This window comes from Dyella telluris, assembly GCF_014297575.1.
Lineage (GTDB): Bacteria > Pseudomonadota > Gammaproteobacteria > Xanthomonadales > Rhodanobacteraceae > Dyella > Dyella telluris.
This window is the reverse complement of record NZ_CP060412.1, coordinates 166,513-182,690: the sequence shown is the minus strand read 5'-3', so window position 1 is coordinate 182,690 and position 16,178 is coordinate 166,513. Positions and strand designations below refer to the sequence as shown.

The following is a 16,178-nucleotide window of genomic DNA, read 5'->3' as shown; positions in this document are numbered from 1 at the left end:
ATCCCCCGCAAATCAGGCAGGATGTATCCCCCTCGCTTCATTCACCCCATCAAGCTACGGATCCCATGAGCACAGAAATCACCCGCATCCACGCACGTGAAATCCTCGATTCCCGCGGCAACCCCACGCTTGAAGCGGAAGTGACCCTCGCCGGCGGCGGCTTCGGCCGCGCCGCAGTGCCGAGCGGTGCATCGACGGGCTCGCGCGAAGCGGTTGAGCTGCGCGATGGCGACAAGGCGCGTTACCTGGGCAAGGGCGTCAAGAACGCCGTGCTCAACGTCAACAACTCCATCGCCAGCGAACTGAAGGGCTTCGACGCTGCCAACCAGGGCGGCCTGGATGCCAAGCTGATCAACCTTGACGGCACGCCGAACAAGGGCAAGCTGGGCGCCAACGCGCTGCTCGGTGTTTCCATGGCCGCCGCGCACGCCGTGGCCGCGCAGAACCGCCAGCCGCTGTGGCAGTACCTGGCCACCATCAACGGCACCACCGGCAAGCCGGGCGCGTTGCCGGTGCCGATGATGAACATCATCAACGGTGGTGCGCACGCCGACAACAACGTCGACGTGCAGGAATTCATGGTGCTGCCGGTGGGCGTGCCGACCTTTGCCGAAGCGCTGCGCGCCGGCGCCGAGATCTTCCACGCGCTCAAGAGCGTGCTCAAGGGCAAGGGTCTCAACACCGCCGTGGGCGATGAAGGCGGCTTCGCACCGAACCTGCGTTCGAACGTGGAAGCGCTGGACACCATCCTGGAAGCGGTCAACAAGGCCGGCTACAAGGTGGGCAGCGACATCCTGCTGGGCCTGGACGTCGCCAGCTCCGAGTTCTTCAAGAACGGCAAGTACGACCTGGAAGGCGAAGGCAAGGTGTTCACGCCGGAGCAGTGGGTGGACGTGCTGGCCAGCTGGGCCAAGCAGTACCCCATCGTCACCATCGAAGACGGCATGGGCGAAGGCGACTGGGATGGCTGGAAGCACCTGACCGACAAGCTCGGCCAGAACATCCAGCTGGTGGGCGATGACCTGTTCGTCACCAACCCGAGCATCTTCAAGGAAGGCATCGACAAGAAGATCGCCAACGCCATCCTGATCAAGGTCAACCAGATCGGCACGCTGTCCGAAACGCTGGAAGCCATCGCCATGGCCGACGCGGCCAAGTACGCGGCCATCGTGTCGCACCGCTCGGGTGAAACGGAAGACACCACCATCTCCGATATCGCCGTGGCGACCACCGCGACCCAGATCAAGACCGGTTCGCTGTGCCGCACCGACCGCGTGGCCAAGTACAACCAGCTGCTGCGCATCGAAGAAGCACTGGGTTCGGCGGCGGTCTATGCCGGCCGCAACGCGTTCCCGAACCTGGCCAAGCTGCCGGGCTGAGGAGACGCTTAGTCCATGCTGCGTTGGGTCGCCCTGATCCTGATTCTTGTGTTGATCGCCCTGCAGGTGAAACTGTGGAACGGTCACGGCGGCGTGCACGAGGTGGAAACCCTTCGCGCCGCCGTCAAGAAACAAGGGGATGACAACGACCGGTTGACCCAGCGCAACCAGGCCCTCGGTGCGGATGTGAGCGACCTCAAGCACGGCGATCAGGCCGTGGAGGCCCGCGCCCGCGCCGAGCTTGGCCTGATCAAGCCGGGCGAGACGTTCTACCAGGTGGTCGAGAAGCCAGCCGCCGCAGCGGCACCCGCTGCCGCCTCGTCAAGCAACGGCGCCCGATGAGCGCGGTACTTTGGTGTGTCGTGCCGGCGGCGGGGCGCGGCACGCGCGTGGGTGGCAGCATCCCCAAGCAATACCTGCCGTTGGCGGGACGGCCGTTGATCCTGCATACGCTGGAGCGGCTGGCGCTGCATCCGCGCATCGCCGGGCTGATGGTCGTGCTGGGCGAGGGTGATACCCATTGGCCGGGTATCGACGACCTGTATGGCAAGCCCGTGCGCACCACCATCGGCGGCGCGGAGCGGTGCGATTCGGTGCTGGCTGGCGTTCGCGCCTTGCCTGCGGACGTCGCTGAAGACACTTTCGTGCTGGTGCACGATGCCGCGCGGCCGTGCGTACGCGAGGCGGATATCACCCGGCTGATGGACGCGGGCATGCCTGCGGGCGGTGGCCTGCTGGGTGCGCCGCTGCGCGATACGCTCAAGCGTGCCGGCAACGAGGGTCGCAGTGAGGTCACGGAGCCGCGCGATCATCGCTGGCGTGCCTTCACGCCGCAGATGTTCCGTCGCGCTGAGCTGTCGGCCGCATTGCATGCCGCGCATGCCGCCGGCATTACCGTGAGCGACGAGGCGATGGCCATGGAGCGCGCGGGTTTCGCGCCGCTGCTGGTCGAGGGCGCCGAAGACAATATCAAGGTTACGACGGCAACGGATTTCGCACTGGCCGAATTCCTGTTGTCGCGCATGACGTAAAGCCCGCCAGGGCTTCAAGGAGTTCCCATGATGCGGATCGGACAGGGCTTTGACGTCCATATCTTCGGCGACGGCGACCACGTGATGCTGGGTGGCGTGCGCGTGCCGCACACGCGTGGTGTCGTGGCACATTCCGATGGTGACGTGGTGATTCATGCACTGTGCGATGCCATCTTCGGCGCGCTGGCGTTGGGTGACATTGGCCGGCACTTCCCGCCGAGCCAGGAGCAGTGGCGCAACGCCAATAGCCGGATCTTCCTGCGCCATGCCGCCAAATTGATGCGCGAACAGGGCTATGCGCTGGGCAACGCCGATGTCACCGTCATCTGCGAGGCGCCCAAGGTCGGCCCGCACTCACTCGCCATGCGCGAAGCCGTGGCCGAAGAGTTGGGCTGCGAACTCGACCGCATCAGCATCAAGGCCACCACCACCGAAAAGCTTGGCTTTACCGGTCGCGGTGAGGGCATCGCGGCACAGGCCTGCGTGCTGCTGGTCATGGCATGAGCGAGACAGCAGGCCGCGGTTCGGCCTCGCGTCTGCATGATCAGCTGGACCATATCGGCGAACTGCTGAGGCGTGTGCGCGGCCTCGGGCAGTTGCCCGAGCCTGATGGCGACGAGGGCTTCCGCGAAGCTCAGGCCCGGCTGCAGGCCTTGCTGGATGCGCTGCATCCGGCCGATATCGCCACCATTCTCGAAGCCTTGCCGCTGGTGGATCGACTGGCGGTATGGCAGCGGGTGAAGGCTGATCGCGACGGCGAAATCCTGCTCGAAGTGTCCGATGCGGTGCGCGAGTCGCTGATCGCGGACATGGACGAGCGCGAGATTCTCGCGGCGGTGGAGCCGCTGGATGCCGACGAGCTCGCCGACCTCGTTGAGGATCTGCCCACCGAAGTGCTGCCCGAGCTCATGGCGAGCCTGGATGCGCAGCAGCGCGAGCGCGTGCAGGCGGCGCTGTCCTATCCGGAAGATCAGGTCGGTGCGTTGATGGACTTTGAGATGGTCACCATCCGCGAAGACATCAGCCTCGAAACCGTATTGCGTTACCTGCGACGCTTCGACGAACTGCCCGCGCAAACCGATAAGCTGTTCGTGGTCAATCACGACAATCTGCTTACCGGCGTGCTCCCGCTGCACTGGCTGCTGGTCAATTCGCCGGACCGCCCGGTCAGCGAGGTGATGGCGCCCGACGTCAACACCTTCCATCCGGAAGACGACGCCTACGAAACGGCCCAGGCGTTCGAACGCTATGACCTGGTCACCGCGCCGGTGGTGGACGGCAGCGGCCACCTGATCGGCCGCATCACCATCGATGCGATGGTGGACGTGCTGCGCGAAGAGAGTGAAAGCGAGGCGCTGAGCCGTGGCGGCCTGCGCGAAGAAGAAGACGTGTTCGCCTCGGTGTGGAAATCCATCCGCAACCGCTGGGCGTGGCTGGCGATCAACCTGGTCACGGCCTTCATCGCCTCCCGTGTCATCGGCCTGTTCGAAGGTTCGATCCAGCATCTGGTGGCACTGGCCGCGTTGATGCCCATCGTCGCCGGCATCGGCGGCAACTCCGGCAACCAGACCATCACCATGATCGTGCGGGCCCTCGCGCTGGACCAGATCACCCCGGCCAGTGCGCGGCGGCTGTGGCGCAAGGAAATTGCCGTTGCCCTGATCAATGGCGTGGTCTGGGGTAGCGTGATTGGCGTGGTGGCCTGGCTGCTCTACGACAACTTCTGGCTGGGCGCGGTGATGACCGCGGCCATGACGCTCAACCTGGTGCTGGCTGCGTTCTGCGGCGTCGGCATCCCGCTGTTGATGATGCGACTGGGGCGCGACCCGGCACTGGGTTCCAGCGTGCTGATCACCGCCATGACCGATTCGGGCGGCTTCTTCATCTTTCTCGGCCTCGCCACGCTGTTCCTGATGTAATACGCGTCTTCGCGCGATGTTTTCGATCCATGAGCCGGCCAAGCCGGTGGAGTCCCATGTCCGATATCGAACTGCCTTATGCCTATGGCAACCCGCCGCTGACCGCCGTGCTGCGCAGCGCTCCCGAAGATTTCCAGGTCGAGGAGATCCTCGGTTACGACGCTGACGGCGAAGGCGAGCACGCGCTGCTGTGGGTGGAAAAGCGCGGCGCCAATACCGACTGGGTGGCCAAGGAGCTGGCCAAGTTCGCCGGCATTCCTCCGCTCAACGTGGGCTACGCCGGCCTGAAGGATCGTCACGCCGTCACGCGCCAGACGTTTTCCGTGCAACTGGCCGGCAAGCCCGATCCGGACTGGTCGACGCTCACCACAGAAGGCGTGAAAGTACTCGCAGTGACCCGCCACAAGCGCAAGCTCAAGCGCGGCGCCCTGCGCGGCAATCGCTTCGTGCTGGTGCTGCGCCAGGTCGATGGTGATCGCGCCGTGGCCGAACAGGTGCTCAGGCAGATCGCCCAGCGCGGCGTGCCCAACTACTTCGGCGAACAGCGTTTCGGGCGCGAAGGTGGCAACGTGGCGCAGGCGCGCGCGATGTTTGCGGGACGTCGCGTGGATCGCGACAAGCGGCACTTCCTGCTGTCGGCCGCGCGCTCGCACATCTTCAACGCCGTGCTCGCCGCGCGCGTGGAGCGCGATGCGTGGGATTCGCCGATGGAAGGCGAAATCTGGTCGCTCGCCGGGTCACGCTCGTGGTTTGGGCCCGAGCCGTTCGACGAGACGTTGTCGCAGCGCCTGGCGACCGGAGACATCCATCCGTCGGGGCCCCTGTGGGGTCGTGGTGACGTGCCCGCGCAGGGGGAAGTGGCCGCGCTGGAGAATGCCATGGCGGCGGAGAATGCAGACCTTGCCGATGGTCTGGTGGCGGCGAAGATGGATCAGGAGCGCAGGGCGCTGCGCATGATTCCGCAGAACCTGCAGTGGCGGTGGCTGGATGACACCTCGCTGGAGTTGAGTTTTGAGTTGCAGGCGGGCGCGTATGCGACGACGGTGGTGCGGGAGTTGGCGCGCACCGGTTAATCCGGTTGGTCTTTCTCCCTGTGTGGGGAGCGGCGGCTCGCCTCACCGTTTCCTTCTTTAGCCGTCACCCCTGCGTAGGCAGGGGTCCAGTGACTTTGTTCTTGGCCTTCGGTCTCGCGCGTTTCCGCCACCTGGTCGCCTACGCGGCGGGCGTTCCGACCTCCTGCCGGAGGCCGGGTCACTTTTCTTTGCTTGCCCAAAGTCCCACGGGGATTAGCTTCGCGTCAAAAGTAACCAAAAGAAAAGGCACCCCCATCGCGGCGCCGGCCGGTGGAGCCGGCCGGTCCGTGAGGGTCGGCCGGGCTTTTCGACAGGACATCCATGTCCTGTCGAAAAGGGATCGGCATCCCTGCCGATCCCCCTGCGGGCCTGTCGTCCGCCCCTCACCGCCGCTCAAGGGGGCCGGAAGGTCAAAAGCACAGAGCCGACGGCTCGTGCAGCGGAGCTGCACATCGCGTCGCATGGCGCGGAGGTGCATCGCGTGCCGACTCAGCTTCTCTGTAGGAGCGCACCCTGTGCGCGACAGCCTGACGGAGCGGTATCGACATGGCGCTGCGGTCGCGCACAAGGTGCGCTCCTACAGGGGTGTCTCGCACCGTGTGAAGCCCGTTTCTTTCTCGCCTCAGTGCTCACCCCAGTCCTCTCCCGAACGGGAGAGGACGAGCGACAGGTGATGTTCAACGTGAACGACCTAGTGGCATGGAAGGAAGGGCCGCGCAGCGGCACGACGCTCCGCGTTAAGTCCTCAGCGCTTCGGCGCGTTGCGAAGCGCTTGGAAGTACCCGCTGTGTAGAGGCGGAGGTTGCCAAGCAACAACGTTCCTCAACCGTTCGGGCTTATCTCACCGGAATGCTGCCAGCTCTTAAGGCCATTTTCTTTGGGTTACTTTTCTTTTGGGCCAGCAAAAGAAAAGTGACTCGGCCTCCGGCAGGAGGTCGAAACGCCTCCGCTGCGTAAGCGGCAACCTGGCGCCGGCATGACTACCGAAGGCCCAGAACAAAGTCACTGGATCCCAGCCTCCGCTGGGATGACGGTTTCGATGATGTGGCGAGGCACGACTCAACGTCAGAGGCTCCGGACGGCCAACCCTTCACCTGCTCCAGACTGCCTCCGGTCCTCACCCCTCTTTGTGGAGCACCCCGAAACGACAGCTCTCCATGCAATGGCGAGGCAACACCACTTCCCGGCAACCCGCCCAGGCGCCCAAGCACAAACCCCGCCCCATCACCCCTTCAACAACACAACCACCGCCCCCGTCCCCCCCTGCATCGGCCGCGCCGACGCAAACGCCACCACATCATCCCGACGCCGCAACAGGCGATCGGTGAGCACTTTCAGCACCGGCCCCGTCGCGCGCGAGCGCAACCCCTTGCCATGCACGATCCGCACGCAGCGGATGCCGTTGTGCTTCGCCTCGGCCAGGAAGTCCGCGATCACGGCCTGGGCCGTGGCCGCGTTCATCTGGTGCAGGTCGATTTCGTCCTGGATGCTGAACTGGCCGCGTTTTAGCTGGCGCAGCAGCTTGGGCGGATAGCCATCCCGCAAGTAGCTCAGTTCTTCGCCCACTTCGAGCAGGGTGGGGTCGAAGGCCATGTCCAGCAGTTCGCCGGGCACCGCCGCTTCGTCAGCTTCCAGCATGCGAGGCAGCGGTTCGGGCTTGGGTACGGAGGGCGCGGGTTCCACCGGGGCGAGGGGCGTCACCTCACCGATGGCGTCGCGGAACAGGCGGGCGTCGTCGTCGGAGATGGGGCTGGGCTGGCGCGGTTTCATGGCTTGAATCCTAATGCACCCGCGTGCCGGCGGTGTCGCGCCGGGGCTGAGTCGACGAGCGCGGGCGCGGCGATGTCAGGCTTCTGAAACGTGAGCCGACGTGATGTGAAACCGCCGGCCCGGTCCGGTAGACTTCAGGCTTGAGCCGGCGAGTGCTGCCCAGGCAGCGCCGCCGCGACTGGCTTTGAACGGATCATCATGCGAGTTCTGGTAAGCAACGACGATGGCGTGGATGCACCGGGCATCCGCGTGCTCGCCGAGCGCCTCGGCGCGATCGGCCAGGTGACCGTAGTGGCGCCTGACCGCGACCGCTCCGGCGCAAGCAATTCCCTCACTCTCGACGCACCCATCCGTGCGCTGCGCATGGACAACGGTTACTACCGTGTCGCCGGCACGCCGACGGACTGCGTGCATCTGGCACTGGCCGGCATGCTGGATCACGAACCCGACATGGTCGTCTCCGGCATCAACAACTCGGCCAACCTTGGCGATGACGTGATTTATTCCGGCACGGTGTCGGCCGCGATGGAAGGGCGCTTCCTCGGCTTGCCCGCCATTGCCGTGTCGCTGGTCAGCAAGGATCACAAGGGCGAGCACTACGACTCGGCGGCCAATGCCGTGCTGTTGCTGATGCAGCGTCTGAGCGTCGATCCGCTCCCGGCGGACACCATCCTCAACGTCAACGTGCCGGACCTGCCGTGGGATCAGATCCGCGGCTTTGAAGTCACGCGGCTGGGCAAGCGCCATCGCGCCGAGCCGTGCATCAGGCAGAAGGATCCGCGCGGCAAGGAAATCTGGTGGATCGGCCCGGCGGGTGATGTCGACGATGCCGGCCCCGGTACGGATTTCAACGCCGTGCACCGCGGCTACGTCTCCGTGACGCCCATCCACGTGGACCTGACGCGCTTCCAGGCGCTGGAAAAGGTCAGCAGCTGGGTGGGTGCGCTGAACGAGGGCGTGGCGGGCAGCAAGACGGCGGGCGAGGCGGCGTGAGGGCATGAACGTGCATCCGTTGCCACCATCGGCATTGAAAGGCGAGGGCATGACCTCGCAACGCGCGCGCGACCGCCTGGCCGTGAAGCTGAAGGAAGAGGGCATCCGCGACCAGCGCGTGATCGACGTGATCCGCAATACGCCGCGTCACCACTTCATCGATCAGGCGCTGCACTCGCGCGCTTACGAAAACACGGCGCTGCCCATCGGCCATGGCCAGACCATCTCCCAGCCGTGGGTGGTGGCGCGCATGACTGAAGCGCTGCTCGAGCACTTCGATGCGAAGCAGGGCATGCCGCGGAAGGTGCTGGAGATCGGCACGGGTTCGGGTTACCAGGCCGTGGTGCTGGCGCAGCTGGTGCCGCAGGTCTATACGGTGGAGCGCATCGAGGAATTGCTGCGGCAGGCCCGTCGCCGTTTCCGTCAGCTCGGCCTTACCAACATCCGCTCGCGGCACGACGACGGCAAGCTGGGCTGGGCCGATGAGGCGCCGTTCGACGCCATCATCCTCACCGCGGCCGGCGATGCCATTCCGCACGCGGTGCTCGATCAGCTCAGCCCCACCGGCGTACTGGTGGCACCGGTGGGTTCACCGAGCAATCAGACGCTGATCCGCATGCGCGGCGACGGGCAGGGCGATTTCGTCCAGGAAGAACTAGCTGCCGTCAGTTTCGTGCCGCTGCTCGGCGGCATCGGCTGATGCGCCAACAAGGAAGCGACTGAGAATGCGTCTGTTCGGACCGCTGTACGCGCGTGCACTCACCTGGGCGCGCGATCCCAAGGCCGTGTATTACCTGTGTGGCCTGAGTTTCGTCGAAGCCTTCATCTTCCCCATCATGCCGGAAGTGATGCTGGCGCCGATGATGCTCGGCAAGCGCCACAAGGCGTTCTTCTACGCCAACATCAGCCTGCTGTTCTCGCTGCTGGGTTCGCTGGTGGGTTATGCGCTGGGCCACTGGGCCTTTCACGCGCTTTCGCCGCTGCTCGATAGCCTGCACCTGCTGGCGCCCATCGAGAAAGGCGTGGACAACCTGCGCATGCAGATGAACCAGCATTGGCTTGGCCTGATGGTGGTGCTGGCGCTGGCGGCCCTGCAGCCGGTGGTGCCGATGAAGTTCGTGACGTGGGCGGCCGGTATTGTCGGCGTGCCGGTCATTCCGTTCCTGGTCTGCATGGCGGTGGGTCGTGGCAAGCGCGTGTGGCTGCTGGCCCTGCTGATTCGCCTGTTCGGTGAGCGCGCCGAGCGCATCCTGCACAAGCACATCGAGTGGATCGGCTGGGCGGCGCTGATCATCCTGGCGGCGCTGGCGGCCTGGTGGTTCCTGTCACGTTGAACCGATGCCGACGGGCGACACGTCCCGTCGGCGCAGTACGCATGAAAATACCGCGGCGCCTCGTTATGCTGACCGACATGAATGGATATCTCCGGTCACTGAGTCTGACCTCCGTCCTCCTGCTGGCGGCCTGTGGCACCCAGCGATCCGTGGTCGTGGAACCGGCGGCCAGCAGCTCGCCGAGCGTTGTCACGCCTGCCGCGCGCCCCGCGCCGGGCGGCACCTACAAGGTGGTGAAGGGCGACACGCTGTACTCCATCGCTTTCCGCAATCGCGTGGACGTTCGCGATCTCGCGGGCTGGAACCACATCGATTCGCCATACACGATCTGGCCGGGCCAAGAGCTGAAACTCGCTCCGGCAGGTAGCGGCAAGCCCGCTGCCGCCCCGGTGGCGACCCACGCCGCCCCGGTTGTCGTCGCCACCGGCAAGCCGTCGGCACCGGCGCATGTTGCAACGCCTGCACCGGGAACCCAGCCGGCGCCAACGGCAACGGCATCGAGCCCGGCAGCCGAAGTCGCCGCCGAGGTCGCCGCGCAGTCCGCGCCTGCCCATGCCGCCACCCAGGCCCCCGCCTCCGTGACCACGCCCGTGGTTCCCGTGGCCGGCGCCCCGGCCGCCACGGCCAGCAATACACCGCCCCCGGCACCGCCCACCCCGGTGGCTGCCGGCGGCACCCGCAACAACGGCGGCGTGACCTGGCGCTGGCCGGCAGACGGCACGCTCATCAAGCGGTTCCAGTCAGGCGATGCCATTCCCGGCATCGAGATCGGCGGCAAGGCCGGTGACCCGGTCCGTGCAGCCGCCGATGGCGTGGTCGTGTACAGCGGCAACGGCCTGGTGGGCTATGGCGAGCTGGTCATCGTGAAGCACAACGACAGCTACCTGTCGGCCTATGGCCACAACAGCAAGCGCCTGGTGAAGGAAGGTCAGCGCGTCACCGCCGGCCAGCAGATCGCCGAGATGGGTTCCACCGGCGCATCGCGCGATGAACTGCAGTTCCAGATCCGCAAGGACGGCAACCCGGTCGATCCACTGGGTTATCTGCCCTCACGCTAAGGGCAGTCGCCCCTTGTAGGAGCGCACCCTGTGCGCGACCGGCGTTGGAGGGTGCAGTGATCCTGCCAGGCTGCTGTCGCGCACAGGGTGCGCTCCTACAGCATGGCGGGGTTGTCAGCCCGGAAGAATGAACGCGGCAACCACGCGGCGGCTTTCGCCAGCAAGCAGGTCGTAGGTGCGCGCGGCGGCGGCGTTGTCCATTACTTCCACGCCCACTCCCTTGCGGAGCAGGCCGGCCATGAAGGCGGGGGCAGGGAACACCTGGCGCTCGCCGGTGCCCAGCAGCACCACTTCCGGCTTGAGCTCGAGAATGGCATCCACGTGGCTGGCATCAAGCTGGCCCGATGCGTTGACCGGCCAGTTCTCCACGGCGCGCTCGGGCGAGAGCAGAAAGCTCGCGGTGAGTTCGCGGTCCACCACGGTGATGCTGCGCGTGTCCACGCGGCGCACGAACAGGTAGCTGCCGGGGCGGTCGAGCGACAGATCCATCAGCGATGCCTCAGCGCGGCAGGGCGAGCTTGGGCTCGTCCTCGTTGCGGCGGAACAGCACCACAATGTGGCCGATCTGCTGCACGCTTTCGGCCCGGGTGCCTTCGATGAGGTAGTCGATCTGCTCCTGGCGCTCGTCCTTGTCGCCACCGGAGAGCTTCACCTTGACCAGCTCGTGGTGGGACAGGGCCAGGTCCAGCTCCTTGAGCACGGCCTCGGTGGCGCCCTTGGCGCCCATCAGGATGACCGGGTTCAGATCGTGCGCAAGGCTGCGCAGGTAACGGCGCTGCGAGGGGGAAAGTGCCATGCGTTCAGTCTCGGATTCACTGCGATAGGACCGCAAAGGGTATCATGCGGCCATCTCCCCCGTATCTGTGGCAGTTGCCGACCCATGTCTCGCAGCAAAAGCAGTTCCCGCTGGCTGCGGGAACACTTCGATGATGTCTATGTGAAGAAGGCCCAGGCCGAGGGCCTGCGTTCGCGCGCGGTCTTCAAGCTGGAAGAGCTGATCGACAAGGACCGGCTGCTCAAGCCCGGCATGCGCGTGGTCGATCTGGGCGCCGCTCCGGGCGGCTGGTCCCAGCTGGTGCGCCAGCGCCTGGGCGATACCGGCCACGTGGTGGCCATGGATATCCTGCCCATGCAGGGCATAGGCGGGGTGGACTTCCTGCAGGGGGACTTCCGCGAGGAGTCCGTGCTGCGGGAGCTGGAAAGCCGCCTTCAGGGTCAGCAGGTCGATCTTGTGCTGTCTGATATGGCCCCCAATATGAGTGGGGTGGCCTTGGCGGACCAGATCCGGGCAATGGATCTGGCCGACCTGGCCCTGGATTTCAGCCGGCAGTGGCTGAAGCCGGGCGGGTCATTCCTGATCAAGTTGTTCCAGGGGACCGGCTTTGACGATTACGTACGCAACTTGCGCGCAGACTTCACCCGCGTAACGATGCGTAAACCTAAGGCCTCCCGCGCGCGTTCGCGGGAGGTGTATGCATTAGCCACAGGGCGAAAGGTCCATGGCGGGCAATCGGGCGAGAACCGTGCATGAATGAAATGGCGAAAAACCTGCTGCTCTGGCTGATCATCGCAGTCGTACTGCTGACGGTGTTCCAGAGCTTCAATCCGCATGGCGCGTCCGCTTCGGATCTGCCTTACAGCAGCTTCGTGCAGAGCGTGGACAACGGCAACGTGGCCTCGGCCACCATCAGTGCCGACCAGCCGGCCGCCATCAGCGGCAAGCTGAAGGACGGCAGCTCGTTCCGCACCGTCGCGCCAGTCCTGGGCTGGTCCACCAACTCGGTGGTCAAGCAGATGCAGGACAAGGGCGTGGAAGTGCGCCAGGAGCCGTCCAACAACGGCTTCTCACTGCTGGGCCTGCTACTCAACTGGCTGCCCATCATCCTTATCGTGGGCGTGTTCATCTGGTTCATGCGCCAGATGCAGGCCGGTGCGGGTGGCCGCGGCGCCATGAGCTTCGGACGCTCCCGCGCCAAGCTGCAGGGCGAGGACCAGATCAAGGTCAACTTCAGCGACGTCGCCGGTTGCGACGAAGCCAAGGAAGAAGTGGGCGAGTTGGTGGAGTTCCTGCGTGACCCTGGCAAGTTCCAGAAGCTCGGCGGCAAGATTCCCCGCGGCGTGCTGATGGTGGGCCCGCCGGGTACCGGCAAGACCCTGCTCGCCAAGGCCATCGCCGGCGAAGCCAAGGTACCGTTCTTCTCCATCTCCGGTTCGGACTTCGTCGAGATGTTCGTGGGCGTCGGCGCCAGCCGCGTGCGCGACATGTTCGAGCAGGCCAAGAAGCACGCGCCGTGCATCATCTTCATCGACGAAATCGACGCCGTCGGTCGCCATCGTGGCGCCGGCCTGGGCGGCGGTCATGACGAACGCGAGCAGACCCTGAACCAGCTGCTGGTGGAAATGGACGGTTTCGAAGGCACCGAAGGTGTCATCGTCATCGCCGCCACCAACCGCCCTGACGTGCTGGATCCGGCGCTGCTGCGTCCGGGTCGCTTCGACCGCCAGGTGGTGGTGGGCCTGCCGGACGTGAAGGGCCGCGAGCAGATCCTCAAGGTGCACATGCGCCGCGTGCCGACCGCACCCGACGTGGACCCCATGACCATTGCGCGTGGTACGCCCGGCTTCTCCGGCGCGGACCTGGCCAACCTGGTCAACGAGGCTGCCCTGTTCGCCGCCCGCGAGAACGCCCGCGACGTGCGCATGATTCATCTGGACAAGGCACGCGACAAGATCCTGATGGGCGCCGAGCGTCGCTCGATGGCCATGAGCGAGGACGAAAAGAAGCTGACGGCGTATCACGAAGCCGGCCACGCCATCGTCGGCCGTCTGGTGCCGGAACACGACCCGGTCTACAAGGTCACCATCATTCCGCGCGGTCGCGCGCTGGGCGTCACGATGTACTTGCCGGAAGGCGACAAGTACAGCATGAACCGCGTGGCGATCGAATCGCAGCTGTGCTCGCTGTATGGCGGTCGCGTGGCGGAAGCGCTGATCTTCGGCGAAGACAAGGTCACCACCGGTGCGTCCAACGACATCGAGCGTGCCACGAAGATGGCCCGCAACATGGCCACCAAGTGGGGCCTGTCCGACAAGCTCGGCCCGGTGACGTACGGCGAGGAAGAGGACGAAGTGTTCCTGGGCCGCGCCGTGACGCAGCACAAGAACGTCTCCGACGAAACCGCGCGCAAGATCGACGAGGAAGTGCGCTCCATCCTGGATCGCGCCTATTCGCGCACCAAGCAGCTGCTCACCGACAACATCGAGAAGCTGCACGTGATGGCCGACGCACTGCTGCAGTACGAGACCATCGACGCGCACCAGATCGACGACGTCATGGCTGGCCGTATCCCGGGCCCGCCGGCGGATTGGTCGAAGAACTCCGGCACCGGCTCCACGCCGCCGCCTCCGCCGCCGCGTGGCGACAGCGGCGCCAAGGTGGGTGATCCGGCTATCCAGAGTCGCATTGCCGATCGCTGATCGTCGACACGCACCACGAACAGGAAAAAGGCGGCCATGTGCCGCCTTTTTCTTTGCAGGGCAGGGAAGCTGCCAGTCATGGGCACGGCTTCATCCTGCGCACAGCGACGATCGGTGATCATCGAACCATGGTTGCCGGATGGCGTTCTCATGCGCATCGCGGCACTCGTCTTCACATCTGTGAAAAAAAATCACCGAAAGGTCTAGCCGAATGTGAAACAGATGGCTAAACTTAGCGGCTCGAGTGAAGTGCATTCATCGCCGAACGTGAAAGTTTCCACACGGCAATGAAAAAAAACTGAAAAAAAAGGTTGACGCACTGCTCTCGAATCTGAATAATTCCGCTTCTGGCTTCGGCGCTTTCCACTCCGGTGGTTAAGCGAAGAGGCAAAAGTTAAAACGCGCCCGTAGCTCAGTTGGATAGAGTACCAGGCTACGAACTTGGTGGTCGGGAGTTCGAATCTCTCCGGGCGCGCCATTTAACAGCAAGGTGTGATGTTCGCATCACGGCTTGCACCGCAAGGCAGTGAATCGCCAATCGGACCGGATGTACGAATGGAAATCCGGTGTGCTTTGATACGGATTGACTAGGCTAGGCGTCACCCGTAGCATTTCAAAGCTTCAGCCCGCGAAAGCGGTTGAGGGTTCGAAATCGGGGTATAGCTCAGCCTGGTAGAGCGCCAGCTTTGGGAGCTGGATGTCGGGGGTTCGAATCCCTCTGCCCCGACCATGCAGATGCTATGCACAATGTGCACAAGCGCCTGTAGCTCAACCGGATAGAGCATCGGCCTTCTAAGCCGACGGTTGCAGGTTCGATTCCTGTCGGGCGCGCCAGTTCAAGTTTTGCGGTGGATGTAGCTCAGCTGGTTAGAGCATCGGATTGTGATTCCGAGGGTCGTGGGTTCGAGTCCCATCTTCCACCCCAGTTGAGAAGCAAGAACAATCAGTTTACGGGCCGTTAGCTCAGTTGGTAGAGCAGTTGACTCTTAATCAATTGGTCGAAAGTTCGAATCTTTCACGGCCCACCAATTGGAACAAGGGGTTACGAGCAATCGTAACCCCTTTTTCTTTAACAATTGCCCTTCACCTTGCCTCGGGCTACAGCCGGGCTACAGTCCGGTTGGGATCGAGAGGGAAGAGCACTGTAGCCGGGCTACAAAACTGTAGCCCGACTGTAGCCCAGGCTACAGAACAGCCCTCGGGCTACAGTGATCGGGCACAGCGGTTGTTGCACTTCAGGTCGGCGTCTCTTTCTTCTCTTCTCTCTGTGTTTGTGTCCGCTCGACACCGCAGTTGCCGATCATCCCGTTGGTGTTGCCAGCGGGAAATCTTTTCCATAGACTATATGTAGGCACATACATACGTATGGCCCTACACATAAAACGAGAGAGAGAAGAGATGGGAGCACTGAGAACGCTCACGCTGGACGAGCGTGTGGAGCGCATGGCCAGGACTGCGCCTGACATGCCTTTGACGACCGAAGAGATTGCCGCACTGCTCGGACTGAGCGAGAAGTGGTTCATCAACAACCGCTGGCAAAGAAAAGGCCCGCCTTTTATCCAGACGGGCCGAATCGTTCGTTACGAGTTGGGAGCGACGCTAGATTGGTTTCGCAAGCATCGCCAGAAGACGATCAATTAAGCCTTCTTGAGCGCTGCGCCGACGTAGACGTTCTTCACAACCTCCTGGATGAGAGAGCGCGTCTTGGCATCGTGCTTGATGCTCTTGCCGCCGATGGCGCGCTTTATCTCAGCCAGGAGCTTCACCTCTTCAGGATCGACTGCGCCGGCTGCGTAGTGCTTCTGCATCATCTTGTAGACGGTGGGCTCGTAGTGCTTCAGGGCGAGTTCGAAGAGTTCCTTCTCGTCAGCCTCGATGGCCTTCGCAACGCCAGGGATGCGGTCCATCGGCAGACGCATGTCGCCGCTCTTGAGGAGGACGAAAGCGTTCGCTTGCTTGAAGCCGGCTTCCGCTCCCAACTCCTTGAGCGTCTTGCCGGTCGCTTCGATCTTCGCTTTCAGGTAGTTGGATACCGGGTTCGCAGGCATGAAATCTTCTCTCCGTGTGACGATGTATGTACGTACTGATTATATGCGGGGACTACGTTACCAATAGTTAGTTCGCTTAACAACGAGTAAATCGCA

The 16,178-nt window shown here is 64.0% G+C and carries 17 protein-coding genes and 5 tRNA genes; 18 read left to right on the top strand and 4 right to left on the bottom strand.

The window, feature by feature from the left end:
* Positions 1–65: 65 nt before the first annotated feature.
* Genes eno through truD form a run of 6 tightly spaced genes read left to right on the top strand, consistent with a single transcriptional unit; the run spans position 66 to position 5,402 of the window.
* Entirely contained in the window at positions 66–1,379 is a 1,314-nt protein-coding gene (eno, locus tag H8F01_RS01020) for a phosphopyruvate hydratase (protein ID WP_187057249.1), read from the top strand.
* 15 nt (positions 1,380–1,394) lie between these two features.
* Positions 1,395–1,721, top strand: coding sequence for a cell division protein FtsB (ftsB, locus tag H8F01_RS01015; RefSeq protein ID WP_187057248.1), 327 nt, complete (start codon positions 1,395–1,397; stop codon positions 1,719–1,721).
* Complete coding sequence (ispD, locus tag H8F01_RS01010) at positions 1,718–2,410, top strand: 2-C-methyl-D-erythritol 4-phosphate cytidylyltransferase (protein ID WP_187057247.1); 693 nt, start codon at positions 1,718–1,720, stop codon at positions 2,408–2,410. The genes ftsB and ispD overlap by 4 nt, the downstream gene beginning before the upstream one ends.
* 30 nt (positions 2,411–2,440) lie before the next feature.
* Positions 2,441–2,914, top strand: a complete 474-nt coding sequence (gene ispF, locus H8F01_RS01005) for a 2-C-methyl-D-erythritol 2,4-cyclodiphosphate synthase (protein ID WP_274380602.1) — start codon at positions 2,441–2,443, stop codon at positions 2,912–2,914.
* Positions 2,911–4,329: a magnesium transporter gene (gene mgtE / locus H8F01_RS01000; protein ID WP_187057245.1), complete on the top strand. Its 1,419-nt coding sequence runs from the start codon at positions 2,911–2,913 to the stop codon at positions 4,327–4,329. Before ispF ends, mgtE begins: the two co-directional genes overlap by 4 nt.
* A 56-nt stretch (positions 4,330–4,385) precedes the next feature.
* Positions 4,386–5,402 carry a tRNA pseudouridine(13) synthase TruD gene (gene truD, locus H8F01_RS00995; RefSeq protein ID WP_187057244.1) on the top strand — a complete coding sequence of 339 codons (1,017 nt, stop codon included), beginning with the start codon at positions 4,386–4,388 and terminating at the stop codon, positions 5,400–5,402.
* 1,224 nt (positions 5,403–6,626) lie between these two features.
* On the opposite strand, the gene H8F01_RS00990 is transcribed toward truD, so the two are convergent.
* Positions 6,627–7,172, bottom strand: a complete 546-nt coding sequence (locus H8F01_RS00990) for a Smr/MutS family protein (RefSeq protein ID WP_187057243.1) — start codon at positions 7,170–7,172, stop codon at positions 6,627–6,629.
* Positions 7,173–7,370: 198 nt separating this feature from the next.
* On the opposite strand from H8F01_RS00990, the gene surE reads away from it, so the two are divergent.
* From surE to H8F01_RS00970, 4 genes are all read left to right on the top strand, one after another.
* The gene (gene surE / locus H8F01_RS00985; RefSeq protein WP_187057242.1) at positions 7,371–8,165 is read left to right on the top strand and encodes a 5'/3'-nucleotidase SurE; all 795 of its coding nucleotides are present in this window, start codon (positions 7,371–7,373) and stop codon (positions 8,163–8,165) included.
* A 4-nt stretch (positions 8,166–8,169) separates the two neighbouring features.
* Entirely contained in the window at positions 8,170–8,865 is a 696-nt protein-coding gene (locus tag H8F01_RS00980; protein ID WP_187057241.1) for a protein-L-isoaspartate(D-aspartate) O-methyltransferase, read from the top strand.
* A gap of 25 nt (positions 8,866–8,890) precedes the next feature.
* Positions 8,891–9,499 (top strand): YqaA family protein, encoded by a 609-nt coding sequence (locus tag H8F01_RS00975; protein WP_187057240.1) that lies wholly within the window; start codon positions 8,891–8,893, stop codon positions 9,497–9,499.
* 65 nt (positions 9,500–9,564) lie between these two features.
* Positions 9,565–10,557 (top strand): peptidoglycan DD-metalloendopeptidase family protein, encoded by a 993-nt coding sequence (locus H8F01_RS00970; RefSeq protein ID WP_187057239.1) that lies wholly within the window; start codon positions 9,565–9,567, stop codon positions 10,555–10,557.
* Positions 10,558–10,671: 114 nt separating this feature from the next.
* Here the strand turns inward: H8F01_RS00970 and H8F01_RS00965 are convergent, their stop codons facing one another.
* Positions 10,672–11,046, bottom strand: a complete 375-nt coding sequence (locus H8F01_RS00965) for an Mth938-like domain-containing protein (RefSeq protein ID WP_187057238.1) — start codon at positions 11,044–11,046, stop codon at positions 10,672–10,674.
* A gap of 10 nt (positions 11,047–11,056) precedes the next feature.
* A complete protein-coding gene (gene yhbY / locus H8F01_RS00960) occupies positions 11,057–11,353 on the bottom strand; it encodes a ribosome assembly RNA-binding protein YhbY (protein ID WP_187057237.1) in 297 nt (98 codons plus the stop codon).
* Between the two features lie 84 nt (positions 11,354–11,437).
* Here yhbY and rlmE point away from each other — a divergent pair, with 84 nt between their 5' ends.
* The 8 genes from rlmE (at position 11,438) to H8F01_RS00920 (ending at position 15,675) form a co-directional block, all read left to right on the top strand.
* Complete coding sequence (gene rlmE / locus H8F01_RS00955) at positions 11,438–12,088, top strand: 23S rRNA (uridine(2552)-2'-O)-methyltransferase RlmE (protein WP_187057236.1); 651 nt, start codon at positions 11,438–11,440, stop codon at positions 12,086–12,088.
* Entirely contained in the window at positions 12,085–14,034 is a 1,950-nt protein-coding gene (ftsH, locus tag H8F01_RS00950; RefSeq protein ID WP_187057235.1) for an ATP-dependent zinc metalloprotease FtsH, read from the top strand. Before rlmE ends, ftsH begins: the two co-directional genes overlap by 4 nt.
* Positions 14,035–14,435: 401 nt before the next feature.
* Positions 14,436–14,512: transfer RNA gene (locus tag H8F01_RS00945), tRNA-Arg, on the top strand.
* A gap of 175 nt (positions 14,513–14,687) precedes the next feature.
* A tRNA-Pro gene (locus H8F01_RS00940) sits at positions 14,688–14,764 on the top strand.
* Positions 14,765–14,791: 27 nt separating this feature from the next.
* Positions 14,792–14,868 (top strand) — tRNA-Arg (locus tag H8F01_RS00935).
* A 14-nt stretch (positions 14,869–14,882) separates the two neighbouring features.
* Positions 14,883–14,959: transfer RNA gene (locus tag H8F01_RS00930), tRNA-His, on the top strand.
* A gap of 27 nt (positions 14,960–14,986) precedes the next feature.
* Positions 14,987–15,062 (top strand) — tRNA-Lys (locus tag H8F01_RS00925).
* 436 nt (positions 15,063–15,498) lie between these two features.
* The gene (locus H8F01_RS00920) at positions 15,499–15,675 is read left to right on the top strand and encodes a MerR family transcriptional regulator (protein WP_222615708.1); all 177 of its coding nucleotides are present in this window, start codon (positions 15,499–15,501) and stop codon (positions 15,673–15,675) included.
* Here the strand turns inward: H8F01_RS00920 and H8F01_RS00915 are convergent.
* On the bottom strand, positions 15,672–16,082 hold the full coding sequence (locus tag H8F01_RS00915) for a hypothetical protein (protein ID WP_187057234.1): 411 nt from the start codon (positions 16,080–16,082) through the stop codon (positions 15,672–15,674). The two genes, H8F01_RS00920 and H8F01_RS00915, sit on opposite strands and share 4 nt — an antisense overlap.
* Positions 16,083–16,178 lie beyond the last annotated feature (96 nt).